This is a genomic window from Methylophaga lonarensis MPL, assembly GCF_000349205.1.
Classification (GTDB): Bacteria; Pseudomonadota; Gammaproteobacteria; order Nitrosococcales; family Methylophagaceae; genus Methylophaga; species Methylophaga lonarensis.
Window position 1 is genome coordinate 58,680 of record NZ_APHR01000035.1, and the last position, 17,246, is coordinate 75,925.

Here is a 17,246-nt window from a genome sequence, read left to right on the forward strand (position 1 = left end):
GTTATGAAAGACAAGCTCGCCGCACGAATCGCCCAGCATCAGCACCCCGTCTGTCATGACCGTCGCCGCTGGTTGCAACTGGCACTAGGCAGTTCCGTTTCGCTGGCTTTCATGCCAAAAGCCTATGCCAATCTCGCCAAATTACCCGAGCGCAAGTTATCACTGCACAATCTGCACACCGGTGAATCACTCAAAACCACCTACTGGGCAGAAGGCCACTATCAACCGGATGAGCTAAAAGCGATTCATCATATTCTTCGTGATCACCGCACCAACGAAGTGGCCGAAATAGACAGTGACTTGCTGGATTTGATGAACATTCTGCATCACCGCATGCAAGGCAAACAGCCTTATCACATCATCAGTGGCTACCGCTCCCCGACCACCAATGAAAATCTGCGTAAAACCAGTTCCGGTGTCGCAAGACTCAGCTATCACACCCTGGGCAAAGCGGTTGATTTTCGTCTGCCCGGCAGAGAACTCAGTGCATTGCACAAAGCGGCATTAGCGCTTGAGGCTGGCGGTGTTGGTTATTATCCAAGATCAGATTTTATCCATCTGGATACCGGGCCGCTCAGACAATGGCAGGGCTAGCCAGCCCGGCAGATATTCTTTAGCCAGGTCTAACTGAGCTCAATACGGCTAATCCAGTAACTCCAACTCTTTGATAAGCTGACTTGTCAGTCTGCGAAACTCCTGCATATCTTGCTGATATCGCTTTCGAAAACTGAGATGCTGTCGTTTCATTTTGGCATGTTGCTGGCCGAGTTCAGTATGTGCGGCTCGTTGTTCGACCATTGAAACATGCCTATCACAGCTTTCAAGGCAGCGTTCGTCCAGACCGCACTCGTAGCGGGTGATAAGCTGCTCATGCTTGTCTATTCCGGCAATGTGCTGGTCCAACCTGGCAGAGTGGTCCGGCAAGGTCCGTTCCATCAAATGAAGAATCGCCACCAGCCGGTTGGTTTGATGCAGCCAGACACTCAGCTCATCCAGCCATTGCGCATGATCATCGCGCCAGAGAGCATTTTCTTTTCTGAATCTTTCCCTTTCTTCAGTCATAGTCACCTCACTCATCCTGCGTTAGATGAATGTCACTGTTGACATGCAGGCAATCACGATACCTCTTTAGTGACGATATGACCATAAAGTCGAGGGGCGTCAGGCGCGACAAGTGCGGCTGATCTCAGTAAAATAGCCGCCTGAATTCATATTCTAACGAGCCTGTTTATGTCCAACATTGTGGTGTGTGCACTCTATAAATTTGTCACACTTGAACACTATCAATCTCTGCGCCAGCCCTTACTGGATTTGATGCTTAAACATCAAGTTCGAGGCACATTGCTGCTCGCCAAAGAGGGCATTAATGGCACCGTGGCCGGTTCCAGACAAGCCATCGACATTCTGTTGGACTGGTTGCGCAGTCATCAGGAACTTGCCGAATTGAGCGTCAAGGAATCCTATACCGATACGCCACCGTTTCTGAGAAGTCGGGTCAAGCTGAAAAAAGAAATTGTCACCATGGGTGTTGAAGGTATCGATCCCAAACGTGTGGTTGGCACCTATGTCAAACCCAAGGACTGGAATCAGCTGATTAGTGATCCGGAAGTTTTATTGGTGGACACCCGCAATGACTATGAATTTCAGGTGGGTAGCTTCAGAAATGCAGTGAATCCGCACACTGACAGCTTCCGTGAGTTTCCAGAATATGTAAAACAACACCTGGATCCTGAAAAACACAAAAAAGTCGCAATGTTCTGCACAGGTGGTATTCGTTGCGAAAAATCAACGGCTTACCTCAAGGAACAAGGCTTTGAAGAAGTGTTTCACCTTGAGGGTGGTATTCTCAAATACCTTGAAGAAGTCCCTGAGCAGGAATCGCTCTGGCAAGGTGAATGCTTTGTGTTTGACGATCGCGTCACTGTGAACCACCAACTGGAAAAAGGTGACTATGATCAATGCCACGCCTGCCGATTACCCATTACGGAACAAGACAAACTAAGCCCGCTGTATCAACAGGGTGTCAGTTGTCCACATTGTTATGACAAAACTACAGATGAACAAAAAGCTCGCTTCGCAGAGCGTGAACACCAGATTCAGTTGGCTCGTCAACGCGGTGAAGCACACATTGGGCTGGAAACACGCAAGATTGCCGAACAGCATCGTCAACAAAAACTGCAGCGAAAAGAACAAGATCGGGCCGCACTGCGTAACAAACAGCCGTCATAAACTTTCAGGGCTGTTAGCGCTGCTGTTATGCAGCCAGCTACTGCTCTTTCCTAAAATCACTGTTGCAGATCCGGCACAAGCCGCTGTCGCTTCTGCACATCCGCTGGCAACTGAAGCAGGTATTTCGATTCTGGAAGCTGGCGGCAATGCCTTTGATGCGGCAATTGCTGTGGCCGCAGCACTGGCCGTGGTGGAGCCTGCCGGTTCCGGTCTGGGTGGCGGTGGATTCTGGTTGCTACATCAGCAAAGCAGTAACCAACAAATCATGATCGATAGTCGTGAGACAGCACCGGGCGCTGCTCATCGTGATATGTATCTCAATGAAGACGGTGAAGTGGTTCGTGAATGGTCACTGGATGGTCCACTGTCGGCCGCCATCCCCGGTACCCCTGCGGCCTTGCATCATTTGGCTGAAAACTATGGTCAGTTGCCGCTTGAAGTCTCGCTTGCACCAGCTATTAAACACGCACGCGAGGGGTTTCCAGTCAGCCCGCGCTATCAGCGTTTCAGCAACTTTCGACTGGCCGCGCTGCAAGCCTCACCTGCGGCGGCCAAAATCTTTCTGCACGATAATCAAATTCCCGAACTTGGCAGCCTGATTATTCAGGAAGACTTGGCTAACACCCTGGAAAGCATCGCCCGTGAGGGACGGGACGGATTTTACCGTGGGCCAATCGCTCAAATGATGGTGGATGCCGTCCAGCAGGATGGTGGCATCTGGACACTGGATGATCTGGCAAACTATCAACTTGTCGAGCGACAGCCGATACAGGCGCAAATCGGTGATTTTACGATTACCAGTGCTGCACTGCCCTCTGCCGGCGGCAAGTTGCTGGTGTCCATGCTCAAACAACTGGAGTTACTCGACTATCAGCAAGCCAATCCACAGCAACAACATCATTACCTGGCAGAGGTGATGCGACGTGCCTATCGCGATCGCAACCTGTATCTGGGCGATGCCGACTTTGTTGATATTCCCGACTACCTGACCACACAGGCCTATGCGCAACAAAACATCGCAGATATCGATCACTACCAGGCCAGTGACAGTGAGCAGATGTGGGATGGCTTTGCCAACAAGGGGCAGGACACCACCCATTTTTCCATCATTGACGCACAGGGCAATCGTGTTGCCGCCACACTGAGCATTAACTATCCGTTTGGTTCAGGCTATGTCGCAGTAGGAACCGGCGTGCTTTTGAATGACGAAATGGATGATTTTTCTGCTCAGGCTGGCACGCCTAATGCCTATGAGCTGGTCAGTGAATCAGCCAATGCTATCGAGCCGTACAAACGGCCTTTATCAAGCATGACTCCCACCTTTATTGAAAATGATAGCCGCGTAGCCGTGCTGGGCACTCCAGGTGGCAGCCGAATCATCACCATGGTATTGCATGGTGTTCTGGCCTTTATGGAAGGTGAAAATGCACAGGGTATGGTCAATCGCCCAAGACTGCATCATCAATTTCTGCCCGACCGCATCCAGCTGGAATCGCCTGGATTTTCGGCATCTGCAGCGGCAGATTTACGTCAACGTGGCCATACGGTTCAGGTTTTGAATCGTCAGTTTGGCAATATGCAGGTCGTGCTGCGCGATAACAGAACCGGCATCACAGAAGCCGCCAGTGATCCGCGTGGTGAGGGCAGCAGTGCAGTGTTGTCTCAGACTATCTCGGACTAAGCTCCACAAAGCTATAGCTTCATATCCGCTGGCATGATGCCTTTACGGGCCTGCGACATGGCGCTGGCTTCAAAAATCAGCAAAACGATGATAGTCACTGACAGTGGCAACAAGGCAAACCAGCCCAGGATAGAGCGTTGAATAAACTGCATTGCTTCATCTGGCTGTCGGTCGATAAGAAAACTGCCCAGCAAAAAAATCACCACGGCGACAAAATAAGCCAGAATCAAAAACTGACTTCTTGTCCAGGTCAGTTGCCAATGGGCTTTGACCAGATGTGAAGAATGATCCGTTCGGCCAGCCTGCCTGGCTATCCAGCCAATGAAGACAAGCGAACACAACACAGGTATGGTAAAAATCAGCCAGAGCTGCTTGGTTCCAAACAGGATCGCAGGTAATAAAAAATGACAAACCGCCAGATTAAACATCAATACCTCATGTGGTCTGACCGCTTTTTCGTTATCAGATGCCATCTTGTTCTCCTCCATCAGTCATGCTGACACTCATCGACAGCCATTGCCATCTTGATTTCAAAGCCTTTGACAACGACAGGCCAGCAGTATTGCAACACTGTGAAAGTCTAGGCGTTGCACATATCATCTTGCCCGGCGTCAGTGTAGCGCAGTGGCCGAATATGATCTCGCTCTCTCAGCAATTCAATCAGCTGAGCTACGCGCTGGGCTGTCATCCGATGTTTATGACTCAGCATGCAGCGGATGCTGTGGAGCAACTGGATCACTACATCGGGCAGTATGCTCCCGTCGCCATTGGTGAAATCGGCTTGGATTTTTATCTGCACAATCATGACAAGTCAGCACAAATAAGCCTGCTGGAAGCCCAGCTAGCGCTGGCAGTAAAACACGCTTTACCGATCATCCTGCATGTTCGCAAGGCACATGATGAGATGCTTAAGTTATTGCGAAAATACCGGCCCATTGGCGGCTCCGTGCATGCTTTCAGCGGCAGCCTGCAGCAAGCACAGCAATATATCGAACTCGGTTTCTGCCTGGGGATTGGTGGAGCATTAACCTACCCCAGAGCCAATAAATTACGCTCAATGTTTGCGCATCTGCCCTTGTCCAGCATTGTTCTGGAAACGGATGCCCCGGATATGCCGTTATCGGGCAGGCAGGGGCTTCGCAACAGTCCCGAATATTTACCACTGATCGCCCAACAGCTGGCTGAGTTACGGGAGATCCCTGTCGAAACAGTGGCCAAAGCGACCACCGAAAACAGTCAGCGACTTTTCAGCTTGCCTGCCGCCTGATCGACAACTAATCTAATCGTGGTGATGCCCTATTTCACCCTCAGTGAACAGATAATCTCTGAGTTCTTTGTCCATCACCTTGTCGCGCCGACGAATCCATTCCAGGGTCATTGCGGCATGTTCTTTTTCTTCATCACGATTGTGTTGCAGAATTTTCTTCAACTCGGGATCCTTGCAGGCATCCACCCGCTGGTTATACCAATCCACGGCTTCAAGTTCTTCCATCAATGAGACAATTGCCCGATGCATATCCATCGTTTCATCGGAAAGCTCGCTGACCGGCTCGTGGTAACCTTCATTTGACATAAACTGCCCTCTCTCTGGCATGGTGTTGAAACATAGAGCGACACTAACATGTCTGTCTATTGATTGTAAGCAAGCAAACTCTTAACAACAGGAATCGTTATGGCGCAGGGCAGCATTCACGCAATTCTGGATCAACTGAATCACATCATTCTGGGTAAGCCACAAGCAGTCAAGCTGGCTCTGAGCTGCTTGCTGGCTAGAGGCCATCTGTTGATCGAAGATGTACCCGGTGTTGGAAAAACCACGCTTGCTCATGCGCTTGCCAGCACGCTGGGGCTGAGTTTTCAACGGGTTCAGTTCACCAGCGACATGCTGCCAGCAGACATTATCGGTGTGTCGGTATATGACCGGGAGCAGAGTGTTTTCAGCTTTCATCGCGGCCCGATTTTCTGCCAATTATTACTAGCCGATGAAATTAACCGGGCCTCGCCACGAACGCAAAGTGCATTACTGGAAGCCATGGAAGAGCAGCAAGTCACTGTCGAAGGTGAAGCGATGCCGCTGAAAGATCCTTTCTTTGTCATCGCCACTCAAAATCCAACACATCAGATCGGCACATTTCCATTACCCGAATCCCAGCTGGATCGTTTTCTGATGCGCATTGCCATTGGTTATCCCGATGCTCAGGCTGAACATGATCTACTCAAGGGAGAAGATCGCCGACATCTGCTGCAACACCTGTCATCACAGCTCAGCGTTTCGGAGCTACTGAATCTTCAACAGCGGGTCAACCAACTGACCGCCAGTGATCAGCTGATTCATTATGTGCAGGCGCTTTTGAATTACACACGCGAATCCGGGCGCTTTGTCTCCGGCTTGTCACCTCGAGCCGGCTTAGGGCTGGTCAGGGCAGCTAAAGCGTGGGCATGTATCGACGGCAGAGATTTTGTCCTGCCTGAGGATGTGCAGAGTGTTTTGCCCAGCGTGGTCGAGCACCGCCTGCAACTCACCGATAACAGCCTGCAAGCTGACTGGTTGAGCGAAATGCTGCAAACGGTGCCGATTCCTCGCTGATGCAATTTATTCTGTCCAGATTCCGCCGCGCACACAGTCAGCCAAGGGTATTTATCCTACCCAATCGTTACGGTTACGGCTTCGCTTTGCTGTTGGTTGTGATGTTGTTGGGTGCCATCAACTACAACAATAGTCTGGCGCATTTACTGGTGTTCTTACTGGCTGCGATGGGGCATGTCGCCATGCATCATTGTTACCGCAATGTCAGCCGGCTGAGCTGCAAACCGGGCAAGGCCAGTAACAGCTTCGCAGGCAGTCATATCCAACTGCCCATCAGTGTCAGCAATAGCTCAGCGCAAGCCATCTGCCAGATCGCAATTGCCAGTATGGATAACGAGAAATTTCGCAGCTGGTTACCGTTTCGTCACTTCACTCGATACAGGCTGCGACAACAATTAACCCGACTGGAGCCACAGCAGACGCAGACACTGTCACTGCCAATCCCGGCCAAACAACGCGGCTGGCAAAAAATTGGCCGCTTGAGAGTATCGAGTGTTTACCCGCTAGGCCTGCTCAACTGCTGGTTTTTTCTGGAAATAGACGATGAGGTGCTGATTTATCCAAAACCATTTGGCAACAAGCCTATGCCAAATGCCGGTGAAGGTGATGAAGGCAAAGCCATGACACAAATGGTCGGCAATGATGACTTTGCCGGTTTTCGTCGCTTCAGACCTGGTGAAAACCATCATCAAATTGCCTGGAAGGCACTGGCGCGTGATGACATTCTCCGTACCAAGCAATACACAATGCCCAGTGCACAGCATCGGCAATTTCGCTGGCAGGATGTTGCAGACATTGTTGGCACTGAAAATAAACTATCGCAACTGTGCCAATGGATATGTACTGCCCACCAGCAAGGCAGTCGTTTTTCGCTGCAATTACCCGGCCAGTCGATTGCTGCCGGAAACGACAGCGCACACTTTCACCTTTGTCTAAGAGCGCTGGCTGTTTATGAAGGCTAGTCGTCCAGCACCGCCAAAGGTGGCTATCAACTGGTTGATGGCTACACTGGTATTGATTGCCCTGCCCCACTTTCTACACCTGCCCGCCTGGCTGAGCATTATTTTTCTGGCCGTCATGGGCTGGCGTCTGATGAACAGCCTGCGCGGCTGGCCATTACCTGAACATCACCTGCTGCTCCGGGCCGTGCACTTATTGTTGGCAATCATCGCGGTGGTCTTGGTGATCTCGCAATACGGCATGACCATCGCCCGAGATGCCGGGGTGGCTCTGCTCACGGTACTTCTGGCTTTTAAACTACTGGAAACTCGGGATATCCGGGATTATTACCTCAGCTGTTTTTTAGGCTTCTTTCTGATCGCAACCCAGTTTTTCTTCCAGCAATCGATGCTGATTGTGTTGTTAATGATGGTGAATGTGCTGCTGCTGACCAGCTGCATGATCAGCGTCAACGACGCCAGCAGTTCGATCCGTCAGAGACTCAAAACTTCAGGTGTTCTGCTGCTTCAAGCCACGCCCATGATGTTGCTGCTGTTTGTACTGTTTCCCCGCGTCCCCGGCCCGTTGTGGGGCGTCGCCAATGATTACGTTGAAGTAGCAGACAGTATGCCCTCTCGCATGACGCTTAGTGGACTACCTTCACTGTCGCAGGGTCAGACCGGCATTTCAGAGGCCATGCAGGTGGGCAGAATCAGTGACCAGGTCCAATCTGATGCTATCGCCTTTCGGGTCAGGTTTGCCGATAACACAATTCCGCCTAATCAGATCTTGTACTGGCGCGGCCCTGTGCTCTGGCATACCGATGGTGAGCAATGGCAGCCGTTGGCTACTGACACACAGCCATCACAGCCTGAAATTTCATTTGATGAACAGCATCGCATTGACTACACGGTGACGCTGGAGCGCCACAATCAACAGTGGTTATTTGCGCTGGATCTACCTGACAGCTTACCGCAAGGAATCAATGCGGCCATGAATAGCGAAGGCAGTCTCATAAGCTCGGAAGTGATTCGCAAGCGTAGCCAATTCAATCTGAGTTCTGTCCCTGATTATCAATTCAATGCACGTCATGAGCCCTTGTTGAATTACGCATTGGAGCTGCCCGACGATCAACACCCTCAGGCTCGGCAACTGGCTCAGCAATTACGCACGCAATATCCAGAAAAAACCGACTATGTTCAGGCCGTGCTGAACTATTTTGCCGAGCAACCGTTTTATTACACGCTATCCCCACCGCTGTTATCAGGTGATGTGATTGACAGCTTTTTGTTTGAGAGTCGCCACGGTTTTTGCGAACACTATGCCGCCAGCTTCACTGTGTTGATGCGTGCCGCCGGCATACCCGCCAGAGTAGTCATTGGTTATCAGGGCGGCGATGTGAATTCTGTGGATCAAATATTAACTGTACGTCAACGCGACGCACATGCCTGGACTGAAATATGGTTGGACGAGCAGGGTTGGATCAGAGTCGATCCCACCTCAGCGGTCGCCAGCGAGCGTATTTTATCCGGCATTCGCGGGTTATTGCCTTCAGAAAGACGCATGCCCCGCGCTTTTGCTGACAGTCCGGAACTGGAAAACCTCTGGCAACAACTCAGAGAACACTGGGAAGCAGTCAACAACGCCTGGGAGTTGTGGGTGGTCGGTTATGACCCGACAAGACAGCTCGAACTGTTACGCAAACTGGGCATGAAACAGCCTGACTGGCGCTCAATGGCACAGTGGCTGACAATTGGCATGCTGCTGATTTTCATAGCACTGGCCTGGCTGACGCTGCGCCACAAAACACAGCGTGATTCTGTTGCCGAGGCTTATCTGGATTTCTGTCGCCGTTTATCAAAAAGCGGCGTGTCCATTAATCCGGCGGAAGGGCCCATGACACTGGCACAAAAGGCGGCTCAACAACTGCCAGAAGCTGCGGCTGATATTCAAGCAATTACCAGTGACTACCTGGCGGTGAGATATCAGCAACAACCCGACAAGGCAGCGCGCTTTATTGAAAAGGTTCGTCACTTTAAACCACGCAGTCATGCCAGATAACACGCTGCCAGCCGGTGTCCCTGACCCGTATAATTTTGCATCCAATAGCCGGATGATCAGAAAATATCGGGCTAAACCCCTGAATTGATCCGAGGATACTGTAATGGCGCATGCACAGCCGCTGTTTGAGCGAACCCATATTTTGATTGGCGATACAGGCATCGAGCGCCTGCAAAACAGCCATGTTTTCTTGGCGGGGATGGGTGGAGTCGGCTCTTTTACTGCGGAAGCACTGGCCAGAATGGGCGTTGGTCGTCTAACCCTGGTGGATCATGATGTCGTGTCAGGCTCCAACCTGAATCGCCAACTGGTTGCGTTAAACTCCACAGTCGGGCAACTCAAGGCTGAGGTGATGGCCGCCCGGATTCGGGATATTAATCCGGACTGTGAACTCACCCTGCTCACTGATTTTCTGACGCCCGACACCATACCGGTCATTCTTGCTGAAGGTGAATATGATGTCGTGGTTGATGCCATTGACAGTCTGAGCAGCAAGGCAGCATTGGTGGAAACAGCCTGGCAAATGCAACTGGCGATATTTTCCAGTATGGGCGCAGGCGGCAAGATGGATCCTACTCAGGTTCGCACCGGTGATCTGATGGACACTTCCATCTGCAAGCTGGCAAAACAGTTGCGTTCCACCTTGCGTAAACGTCGCGTGGGCCGCGGTGTGCAGACCGTCTACTCTCTGGAATCCCCTATTCCACCGTTGCCACCTGAGCCAGTCAGTCGTGGACGTGCCAGAGCCGTCAATGGCACTGTCAGCTACATGCCCTCTATTTTTGGCTTAACCCTGGCTGGCATGGTTATCAACCATCTGGTGGGCGATGCCCGACGTCAGCCTGACCAGTGACTGACCAGGTGATTGATGAGCAGGCGGTGCTCAACTGCACTGCTGAACTGAAATCTCAATTAAAAGAACTGCTCGGAAACTACGGGATCGACATTGTCAGTGTCGACTCAGCACAATCGATCCCCGGCAGTTTTTTTGGTGAACGTGAAGCCGGGCTGATCGGCCATCAATTATTTGTGCGAGATGACACCCCGGTTCATTCTGCCCTGCACGAAGCCTGTCACTATATCTGCATGGACAAGCATCGTCGCCTCAAAGTCGATACCGATGCCGAAGGTGATTACGATGAAGAAAATGCGGTGTGCTACCTGCAAATTCTGTTAAGCGAAAAACTGCCTTCAATGGGCCGCCAGCGAATGTTGCTGGATATGGATCGGTGGGGCTATAGCTTCAGATTGGGCAGCGCAGCTGCATGGTTTGAACAGGATGCAGAAGACGCTCGGCAGTGGCTACAAACCCAGCGGGTCATTGATGAGAACAGCGCCATCACGGGCAGGCTAAGACAGTGATTGCATCGCCAAAATCAAGCCTCTATAATTGCCACGTCTTGGGGGAGTAGTCTACCCACTTCGGTGAGTGAATCTGTCAACATACTTGTGCCCTCATGGCACATGGCAGATTCGTATCGTAACCACGATACTGACAAGACCTAAGGTAAGCAGCGACTCGTTTTGGCGGGAGGTCGATGTTTACCTTTGGTACTGTCCCGCCGGAGAAAAAATCACATGGAAGCCTTTCTTGTCTCTACCACCACGGTAGCACTTGCCGAAATCGGCGACAAAACCCAACTGTTATCACTGATTCTAGCGGCGCGTTTTCGTGCACCACTTGCCATTATTCTCGGCATTCTGGTCGCAACAATACTCAATCATGCCTTGTCTGCCTGGCTAGGAATCTGGATCACAAGCCTAATCAGTGCTGAAACAGGCAGAATTCTGGTGGCAATCAGTTTCCTGTTGGTCGCTGCCTGGATTCTGATTCCCGACAAACAGGATGACAAACCTGGCTTGTTCAGTCGCATGGGCGCTTTCTGGGCGACCACCTTGCTATTCTTTATCGCTGAAATCGGTGATAAAACTCAAGTGGCTACAGTGATTCTGGCGGCACAATATCAAAGTCTGATCTGGGTGACGCTGGGCACAACACTGGGCATGTTACTGGCTAATATTCCGGTGGTGCTGTTTGGTCAAACACTGATGAAAAGAATGCCGCTTAAACTGGCCCGATATAGCGCCAGTGCCGTGTTTATGGTCCTGGGCGTTGCGACCCTGCTGTTTTGAAAAAGACTAAAAGCCTGTATTTTTAGGACATCCTGTTTTGTAGTCTGTCACTGACAGATTTTCAATCAGCATCCGAATAGTCAGAAAATTTGCCAGAGGAGACTTTATGTCAATTACATCCGCCGTGACCGAGTTACTGGAGCAACACGGTATCCGCTTTGAAATCATCACCATTCCGCTGTCTGAGGATCAAAAGCCGATTCGCAATCTTGAAGCCCTGTTAAGCGAACAAGGCAAAAATCCAGATTCGGTGGTCAGAAGTCTGTTGTTCAAAACAGGGACTGATCATTTTGTGTTACTTGCTGTGGCTGGAGCTGGCCGTGCGGATTGGGCAACCCTGCGCAAACAGTTGGGGGAAAAGAAACTCAGAATGGCTGAATATGAGGAAGTGTCCAACGCCACTGGCTTTATGGTCGGTGCGGTTCCGCCAATTGCTCTGCCTGAGTCGGTCACAGTGTTGGCAGACAACAGTGCCTTTGGCTTTGATGAGGTGATTATTGGCAGCGGCGTACTCGGTTATGCCATCGGACTCAAATCCAGCGACTTGAGAAAGGTGATGTCAGAGGTTGTGACCGGTGAGTTTGTAAAGACAGATTAAGAAAGAATCATGTGTTGCACTACATCGCCACCCGTCATGGTGGCGATGTAAGTACTACAGACGCTAGATACTCACCTTTTGATTACGACCAGCATCTTTGGCCGCATAAAGCCGCTGATCAACCAGCTCGACAAACTCCTTTTGCTCATCACCATGCACCGGCACGATAGTGCCAATGCCCATACTCACCGTCAGGCAGTCACTGACTTTTGAGCCTTGATGAGGAATCTCTAATTTTGCAATCAACTCCTGACAGCGTTCGGCAATTTTTTCAGCCGCTTCAGCATCTGTTTCCGGCAAGACAAAAATAAACTCTTCACCACCAAAACGAGCAAAGAAGTCACGAGCACGAGTGGCAGCCGCGCCTAAGGTTTGCGCGACCAGCTTGAGACAGTCATCGCCACGCAAATGACCATAAAAGTCGTTGTATTCTTTAAAAAAATCAATATCCAGCAGGATCAAACTCAATGGTCGCTTGCTGCGCCGGGCATTTGACCATTCCAAATCCAGAATCGAATCAAACATCCGACGATTGGCGACCCCTGTCAGTCCATCCTTGAAAGACAAGTCCTCAAGCTCTTTCTGTAAATCGACCAGTTTTTCTTCGGTTTTCTTACGTTCACTGATATCAAACATAAAACCGATCAAGGAATCGACACTGCCATCATCTCTGCGCACAACATGCACCACATCACGAATCCAGACATAATCACCATCACTGGTCAGTGCACGATAATCTGCTTCATGGTCAATGCCTGCCTTGGACTGGGCCACACAAAAGCTGGCAACGCGTTCACGGTCATCCTCGTGCATTCGAGTGATCCAGTCATCAACGCTTTTCCAGCTCTCACGCTCCCAGCCCAGCAGCTCCTTGATCTGTGGGCCTATGTAGACAAACTGCATGCTGTCCCAGTCGATTTTCCACGGAATCGCCTTGGTGGATTCCAGCAAGGTTTTGTAAACCGTGCTGTCATCGTTCATCTCGTTAGTCGTGATGCTCATATTCAATTTCCATCTGTTCCGTGAATCTATTCGCCAGCCGTATTGCCTCAAAATGAGATAATCGAACGTCAGCTTCTAACTGTAGTCACATCATAAAGGAGGTGCCGTGATGCGAATAGCAAACTACAAACAAATATTACCCATCGTGCTATTGACTGCGCTGTTGCCAACTACTGTGGTCGCTGAACCCAAAGTGTTGATTCACATTCAGGGTCAAGGCTACGTCGATAGCCAAAAGTATCATTCACATTACCGTGGCGCTCAACCCTACCACCCCTATGCTTATGGTACGACCGGCATTCGTGGTCATCGATCTTTTGGCGCTCAGCAACAATTTCGTCCACATCAGCCGCCACATGCAGGACGCCATCAGGTTCGACCATCTACTGTGGCACCGGATTCTAATGTCCGCCCACGCAACAACAACCGCCACCACAGCTATAACTTCTATCGAGGCCGATAGACCTTAGCGTTCGATCAGCTTATTTGATCTACTTGGTTGAATCCTGCTCAGCATCCGTTGAATCCGACGGCTGAGCAGGATTGCCATGACTGGCACCATCATCAGCCAGCAATCGCAGAGCTCCCGCAGGAGAAGATCCATCTTTTTCCTGACCAAAGAACATCGTCATGTGCGGGAATGGTATCTCGATACCAGCACGATCCAGATGCTGTTTCACCAGACGGTTGTAGGCCCTGCCCACTGCAAACTGTTTACCCGGTAATGTCTTGATTCTGACCCGAATATCCACAGAGCTGTCATTCAGTGCTACAACACCATCCACCTGCAAGTCATCCTCGATAATGTTTTCACGCTGTTCCGGATCTTCCAATAATTCAGCAAAGGCATCCTGCAATTTGCTGATCGCTTCATCGATATCTTCACGATAAGCAATGCCATAAACGCCGAGGTGATAAGCATATTCACGCATGAAATTGGACACAGTATCCACGGATGAGAACGGGATCAGATGATAGGTTCCAGAAACATCACGCAGACTCAGTGAGCGAATAGTCAACTTCTCAACCACCCCGGTCATACCTGCAACGGTAATAATGTCGCCGGCATTAATGCCGTTTTCCATCTGAATGAATACCCCGGTAATCACATCCTGCACCAGTTTTTGTGCACCAAAACCAATGGCCAGACCCAGCACACCCGCACCCGCCAATAACGGACCAATATTGATGCCAATTTCCGCCAGCACCACCATGATGGTAACCGTCACCAAGGCAATGGAGGCGGCATTACGGAACACGGTCAACAGGGTTTTCTCTCGTGGACTTGGCTCACGATTGCTTGCCAAAGGGTTGAGTCGGTGCTCAATCCAACTGGCCAATCCAATCCAGAGAAGACTGGCCGTGATCAAAATGGCTGACACCGTCAACAAGGTGAGAATGGTATTGATCCCGGCATCTGAACCCAGCCAGGTGGCCAGGTTGAATATACTCCAGGCATCGAGGATGATCGCAATCACCCCGACAACGATAATAATCCGCAAGGTCTCAAAGACCGTGGGTACAAAAGCATTCAGCCGGTCTTCAAGATGAGGAAATGACTGCCTGGTCTCTTCAGGAATTGTCAGTGGCTTTTTAATGAAATGACTGATGACCTTGGTGAAAGCAATGCCCAGACCAACAGCGACAATCGTCTGGAAGGTTGCCTTGAGCATCATCGGCAAGGCATCTTCCGGTCGTAACAACAAGGCAATCGCCAATATTGCAAAATACAAAATCGCCAACACGTGCCAACTACGCGCTAGCATGCCTAAACTCACCCTGAACAGACTGATGTTTGACTCACCAGCCATTAACATCAGCTGATTTCTGACCGGGCTGCGATTTTGCAGGATCACCACCAGGGCATAGAGGAAGGCAATAATCACCACCACAATGCTGACAAACTGGCCTAACACTGGCGAGATGGTGACATTAATCAACGGTACGATCATCAACATGCCGTAACCAATAATCGTGCTCAGTCTGAACAGCCATGTTTCCCAATAAATGGCCGTTTCACGACACATTGGTAGCAAACGAAGCTCATCATCCTTATCCGCAAAAACGGTTCTGATCAGCACCTTGAACACTTCTATCAACAAGAAGGCATTCAGGAAGATGGACTCGGTGACATCCATTTTGCCGGTCTCACCCACCACGAATAGTGCAATGACATAACCGGTAACCCAGGCCAACAGGACAATGGCAACATCCAGTAAAGTCGATACAGTCACTGCAACCACTCGGCGCAGCATCAAATTCGGACCTCGGCCAGGCGCAGCTAACAGATTGGCTCTGGCAAAAAGTGGTCGAGCGGCCAGTCGCAGTCCCCAGAACAACAGCAGCGTGGTCGCGATAACAATGCTCAGGCTAAACAGTAAAGACAAGGTAGACAGCCAGCCATTGTCAGAGACTATCGAACGAATTTGCCAGATAGCTTGCAGACCTTCACCAACTTTCTGCACCAGTTCCTGTGCAACGTTCTGAGTATTGCTGGCAAGTTGTCTGGCCAGCGAAGGCACTTCTTCTTCGGAAGCAACATCACGAGTCGACTGCTCTGGCGACTGTCCATCAGCCATTAAACGCAGTTGTTCTATAAAACGTGTTCTGCTCTGCTCGTCCTCAAGAATATCCGCAAGGATGCGGTAAGACTCTTCCTGTTGTGTCTGCTCCGAAGCAATGGCTGTGGGCATAGCGCCCAGCAGCAACACGAATAGATAGAGAGGCAGCAGCAAAAATTGGCGCACAAAAATTCTCCTGTGATACTGACTACAGTCAGCAAATAGCTAACGGCTGAGTATACAAATAACGGGCGCTCAGGCTCAAATTGACGACTTTCAGTCTGGCGGAAAAACACTGACAATCTGCGGTTTTTCACCCGGTTTGATACGGAGCAAAAATCCTTTGCCTGAGCCCGGAAAGGCGTCTGTCAGTGCTGTAATGTTCACTTGATGCGTGACATACACACGCAACTTATCGGACGGTGTCTGCTGTAAATGCTCAAGCCAGGCATCCATCCTCGCTTGTTGCTGATCGCGATAGCGTGCGTGAAAAAATGAATCCAACGCGGATAAGTGCTCAACCGGCCCCAAGTCCAGCAGCTCGGCCGTTTGCCAGCTTCGGCACCAGAGACTGCTATACACCTGTGCCGAACTGACCCCCATAGTTCTCAGGCTATCACCCAAAGCAATTGCCTGAAGCCTGCCCTGTTCCGACAAATTACGTTGACTAGCGCAGTCATCCAATGAAAAGCCTTGCGGATCGCCAACACCGGGAGCCAGAGCGTGGCGTAACACCAGGACGTGATCAGGCTGACTCAACAACACTTGCAGATGACTTGTCTGCTCTGCCCTCACATTCAAAGCCAATAGCAGTAAGCACACGCTCATCAACGCAGTTGTGCCAAAAACTCTCCAGCCTGATTGTTCTCTGAGGGATGAACGTTTGTTATGACTGAGTGCCATCGACTGGAATCTGTATTTAAAAGCAAGTTTGACAGCACTTTTGTCAATCATTCACCGCCATAGTTTCAAAGCAGGCTATTGACGCAGCTTGAGCAAAGTATGACTCTGAGCTTTCAAATCGTTCTGGAGCAACCATGCAAGAAGCCAAATTCCACCGACGCATTACATTACTGTTGCAGTTTATTCTGCTGGTCGGTGCCGCCGGTGCCATCTGGGAACAGCAGTGGCTGAACGTATTGCTGATCGCGGGCATTATCATCATTACGCTGCTGCCGCTAATATTGGAGCGCCGCTTCAAAGTATTCATCCCTGCCGAATTCAAGGTGCTGGCTATCGCCTTTGTATTTGCAGCGGTGTTTCTTGGCGAAGTGCACGGCTATTACACCCGCTTCTGGTGGTGGGATATCGTCTTGCACACCAGTTCTGGTTTCCTGCTTGGCATTGTCGGTTTTCTGCTGGTGTATGTGCTCAATGAAACCGAACAGATCGACATGCATATGCGTCCCGGTTTTGTGGTCTTTTTTGCCTTTCTGTTTGCGCTCGGCGTAGGTT

The 17,246-nt window shown here is 50.5% G+C and carries 18 protein-coding genes and 1 pseudogene; 13 read left to right on the forward strand and 6 right to left on the reverse strand.

All coding sequences use genetic code 11. The annotated features are described in order from the left end of the window. The first annotated feature begins 3 nt into the window (after positions 1-3). The gene (locus MPL1_RS06990; protein ID WP_009726422.1) at positions 4-594 is read left to right on the forward strand and encodes a YcbK family protein; all 591 of its coding nucleotides are present in this window, start codon (positions 4-6) and stop codon (positions 592-594) included. A 48-nt stretch (positions 595-642) separates the two neighbouring features. Here MPL1_RS06990 and MPL1_RS06995 read toward each other — a convergent pair whose 3' ends face one another. Continuing rightward, entirely contained in the window at positions 643-1,062 is a 420-nt protein-coding gene (locus MPL1_RS06995; RefSeq protein ID WP_009726423.1) for a hypothetical protein, read from the reverse strand. 168 nt (positions 1,063-1,230) lie between these two features. Between MPL1_RS06995 and trhO the strand changes: the two genes are divergently transcribed. Both trhO and ggt read left to right on the forward strand, forming a co-directional pair. Further along, positions 1,231-2,229 carry an oxygen-dependent tRNA uridine(34) hydroxylase TrhO gene (gene trhO / locus MPL1_RS07000; RefSeq protein ID WP_009726424.1) on the forward strand — a complete coding sequence of 333 codons (999 nt, stop codon included), beginning with the start codon at positions 1,231-1,233 and terminating at the stop codon, positions 2,227-2,229. After that, complete coding sequence (ggt, locus tag MPL1_RS07005) at positions 2,150-3,910, forward strand: gamma-glutamyltransferase (RefSeq protein ID WP_009726425.1); 1,761 nt, start codon at positions 2,150-2,152, stop codon at positions 3,908-3,910. Before trhO ends, ggt begins: the two co-directional genes overlap by 80 nt. A gap of 11 nt (positions 3,911-3,921) precedes the next feature. Here the strand turns inward: ggt and MPL1_RS07010 are convergent, their stop codons facing one another. Further along, complete coding sequence (locus MPL1_RS07010; protein WP_009726426.1) at positions 3,922-4,383, reverse strand: hypothetical protein; 462 nt, start codon at positions 4,381-4,383, stop codon at positions 3,922-3,924. A gap of 20 nt (positions 4,384-4,403) precedes the next feature. On the opposite strand from MPL1_RS07010, the gene MPL1_RS07015 reads away from it, so the two are divergent. Further along, positions 4,404-5,177, forward strand: coding sequence for a TatD family hydrolase (locus tag MPL1_RS07015; RefSeq protein ID WP_009726427.1), 774 nt, complete (start codon positions 4,404-4,406; stop codon positions 5,175-5,177). 12 nt (positions 5,178-5,189) lie between these two features. Here the strand turns inward: MPL1_RS07015 and MPL1_RS07020 are convergent, their stop codons facing one another. Beyond that, complete coding sequence (locus tag MPL1_RS07020; protein WP_009726428.1) at positions 5,190-5,483, reverse strand: encapsulin-associated ferritin-like protein; 294 nt, start codon at positions 5,481-5,483, stop codon at positions 5,190-5,192. A 99-nt stretch (positions 5,484-5,582) separates the two neighbouring features. Here MPL1_RS07020 and MPL1_RS07025 point away from each other — a divergent pair, with 99 nt between their 5' ends. The 7 genes from MPL1_RS07025 to MPL1_RS07055 all read left to right on the forward strand — a co-directional run bounded on the left by MPL1_RS07025 (position 5,583) and on the right by MPL1_RS07055 (position 12,228). After that, positions 5,583-6,497, forward strand: a complete 915-nt coding sequence (locus MPL1_RS07025; protein WP_009726429.1) for an AAA family ATPase — start codon at positions 5,583-5,585, stop codon at positions 6,495-6,497. Then, entirely contained in the window at positions 6,497-7,459 is a 963-nt protein-coding gene (locus MPL1_RS07030; RefSeq protein WP_009726430.1) for a DUF58 domain-containing protein, read from the forward strand. The genes MPL1_RS07025 and MPL1_RS07030 overlap by 1 nt, the downstream gene beginning before the upstream one ends. Further along, a complete protein-coding gene (locus tag MPL1_RS07035; RefSeq protein ID WP_009726431.1) occupies positions 7,449-9,497 on the forward strand; it encodes a transglutaminase TgpA family protein in 2,049 nt (682 codons plus the stop codon). The genes MPL1_RS07030 and MPL1_RS07035 overlap by 11 nt, the downstream gene beginning before the upstream one ends. Before the next feature lie 103 nt (positions 9,498-9,600). Beyond that, on the forward strand, positions 9,601-10,350 hold the full coding sequence (locus tag MPL1_RS07040; RefSeq protein WP_009726432.1) for a tRNA threonylcarbamoyladenosine dehydratase: 750 nt from the start codon (positions 9,601-9,603) through the stop codon (positions 10,348-10,350). Beyond that, complete coding sequence (locus tag MPL1_RS07045; protein ID WP_009726433.1) at positions 10,347-10,859, forward strand: hypothetical protein; 513 nt, start codon at positions 10,347-10,349, stop codon at positions 10,857-10,859. Before MPL1_RS07040 ends, MPL1_RS07045 begins: the two co-directional genes overlap by 4 nt. 216 nt (positions 10,860-11,075) lie before the next feature. Continuing rightward, a complete protein-coding gene (locus MPL1_RS07050) occupies positions 11,076-11,630 on the forward strand; it encodes a TMEM165/GDT1 family protein (protein ID WP_009726434.1) in 555 nt (184 codons plus the stop codon). A 106-nt stretch (positions 11,631-11,736) separates the two neighbouring features. Beyond that, the gene (locus tag MPL1_RS07055; RefSeq protein ID WP_009726435.1) at positions 11,737-12,228 is read left to right on the forward strand and encodes an aminoacyl-tRNA deacylase; all 492 of its coding nucleotides are present in this window, start codon (positions 11,737-11,739) and stop codon (positions 12,226-12,228) included. A gap of 63 nt (positions 12,229-12,291) precedes the next feature. On the opposite strand, the gene MPL1_RS07060 is transcribed toward MPL1_RS07055, so the two are convergent. Beyond that, on the reverse strand, positions 12,292-13,230 hold the full coding sequence (locus MPL1_RS07060) for a GGDEF domain-containing protein (RefSeq protein WP_009726436.1): 939 nt from the start codon (positions 13,228-13,230) through the stop codon (positions 12,292-12,294). 106 nt (positions 13,231-13,336) lie between these two features. Between MPL1_RS07060 and MPL1_RS07065 the strand changes: the two genes are divergently transcribed. Further along, positions 13,337-13,693, forward strand: coding sequence for a hypothetical protein (locus tag MPL1_RS07065; RefSeq protein WP_152417605.1), 357 nt, complete (start codon positions 13,337-13,339; stop codon positions 13,691-13,693). 28 nt (positions 13,694-13,721) lie between these two features. On the opposite strand, the gene MPL1_RS07070 is transcribed toward MPL1_RS07065, so the two are convergent. Continuing rightward, positions 13,722-15,977 (reverse strand): mechanosensitive ion channel domain-containing protein, encoded by a 2,256-nt coding sequence (locus tag MPL1_RS07070; protein ID WP_009726438.1) that lies wholly within the window; start codon positions 15,975-15,977, stop codon positions 13,722-13,724. A 90-nt stretch (positions 15,978-16,067) separates the two neighbouring features. After that, positions 16,068-16,745, reverse strand: coding sequence for a histidine phosphatase family protein (locus MPL1_RS07075; protein WP_009726439.1), 678 nt, complete (start codon positions 16,743-16,745; stop codon positions 16,068-16,070). An 83-nt stretch (positions 16,746-16,828) separates the two neighbouring features. Here MPL1_RS07075 and MPL1_RS07080 point away from each other — a divergent pair. Next, a pseudogene (locus MPL1_RS07080) lies at positions 16,829-17,246 on the forward strand (hypothetical protein); the annotation flags it as partial.

Bases quoted from the DNA above. Each gene is read 5' to 3' on its own strand.
- MPL1_RS07040 (WP_009726432.1), top strand. From the start codon at position 9,601: ATGGCGCATGCACAGCCGCTGTTTGAGCGAACCCATATTTTGATTGGC.
- MPL1_RS07030 (WP_009726430.1), top strand. From the start codon at position 6,497: ATGCAATTTATTCTGTCCAGATTCCGCCGCGCACACAGTCAGCCAAGG.
- MPL1_RS07015 (WP_009726427.1), top strand. From the start codon at position 4,404: ATGCTGACACTCATCGACAGCCATTGCCATCTTGATTTCAAAGCCTTT.
- MPL1_RS07050 (WP_009726434.1), top strand. From the start codon at position 11,076: ATGGAAGCCTTTCTTGTCTCTACCACCACGGTAGCACTTGCCGAAATC.
- MPL1_RS06990 (WP_009726422.1), top strand. From the start codon at position 4: ATGAAAGACAAGCTCGCCGCACGAATCGCCCAGCATCAGCACCCCGTC.
- trhO (WP_009726424.1), top strand. From the start codon at position 1,231: ATGTCCAACATTGTGGTGTGTGCACTCTATAAATTTGTCACACTTGAA.
- MPL1_RS07060 (WP_009726436.1), bottom strand. From the start codon at position 13,230: ATGAGCATCACGACTAACGAGATGAACGATGACAGCACGGTTTACAAA.
- MPL1_RS07055 (WP_009726435.1), top strand. From the start codon at position 11,737: ATGTCAATTACATCCGCCGTGACCGAGTTACTGGAGCAACACGGTATC.
- MPL1_RS07075 (WP_009726439.1), bottom strand. From the start codon at position 16,745: ATGATTGACAAAAGTGCTGTCAAACTTGCTTTTAAATACAGATTCCAG.
- MPL1_RS07010 (WP_009726426.1), bottom strand. From the start codon at position 4,383: ATGGCATCTGATAACGAAAAAGCGGTCAGACCACATGAGGTATTGATG.
- MPL1_RS07035 (WP_009726431.1), top strand. From the start codon at position 7,449: ATGAAGGCTAGTCGTCCAGCACCGCCAAAGGTGGCTATCAACTGGTTG.
- MPL1_RS06995 (WP_009726423.1), bottom strand. From the start codon at position 1,062: ATGACTGAAGAAAGGGAAAGATTCAGAAAAGAAAATGCTCTCTGGCGC.
- MPL1_RS07020 (WP_009726428.1), bottom strand. From the start codon at position 5,483: ATGTCAAATGAAGGTTACCACGAGCCGGTCAGCGAGCTTTCCGATGAA.
- MPL1_RS07025 (WP_009726429.1), top strand. From the start codon at position 5,583: ATGGCGCAGGGCAGCATTCACGCAATTCTGGATCAACTGAATCACATC.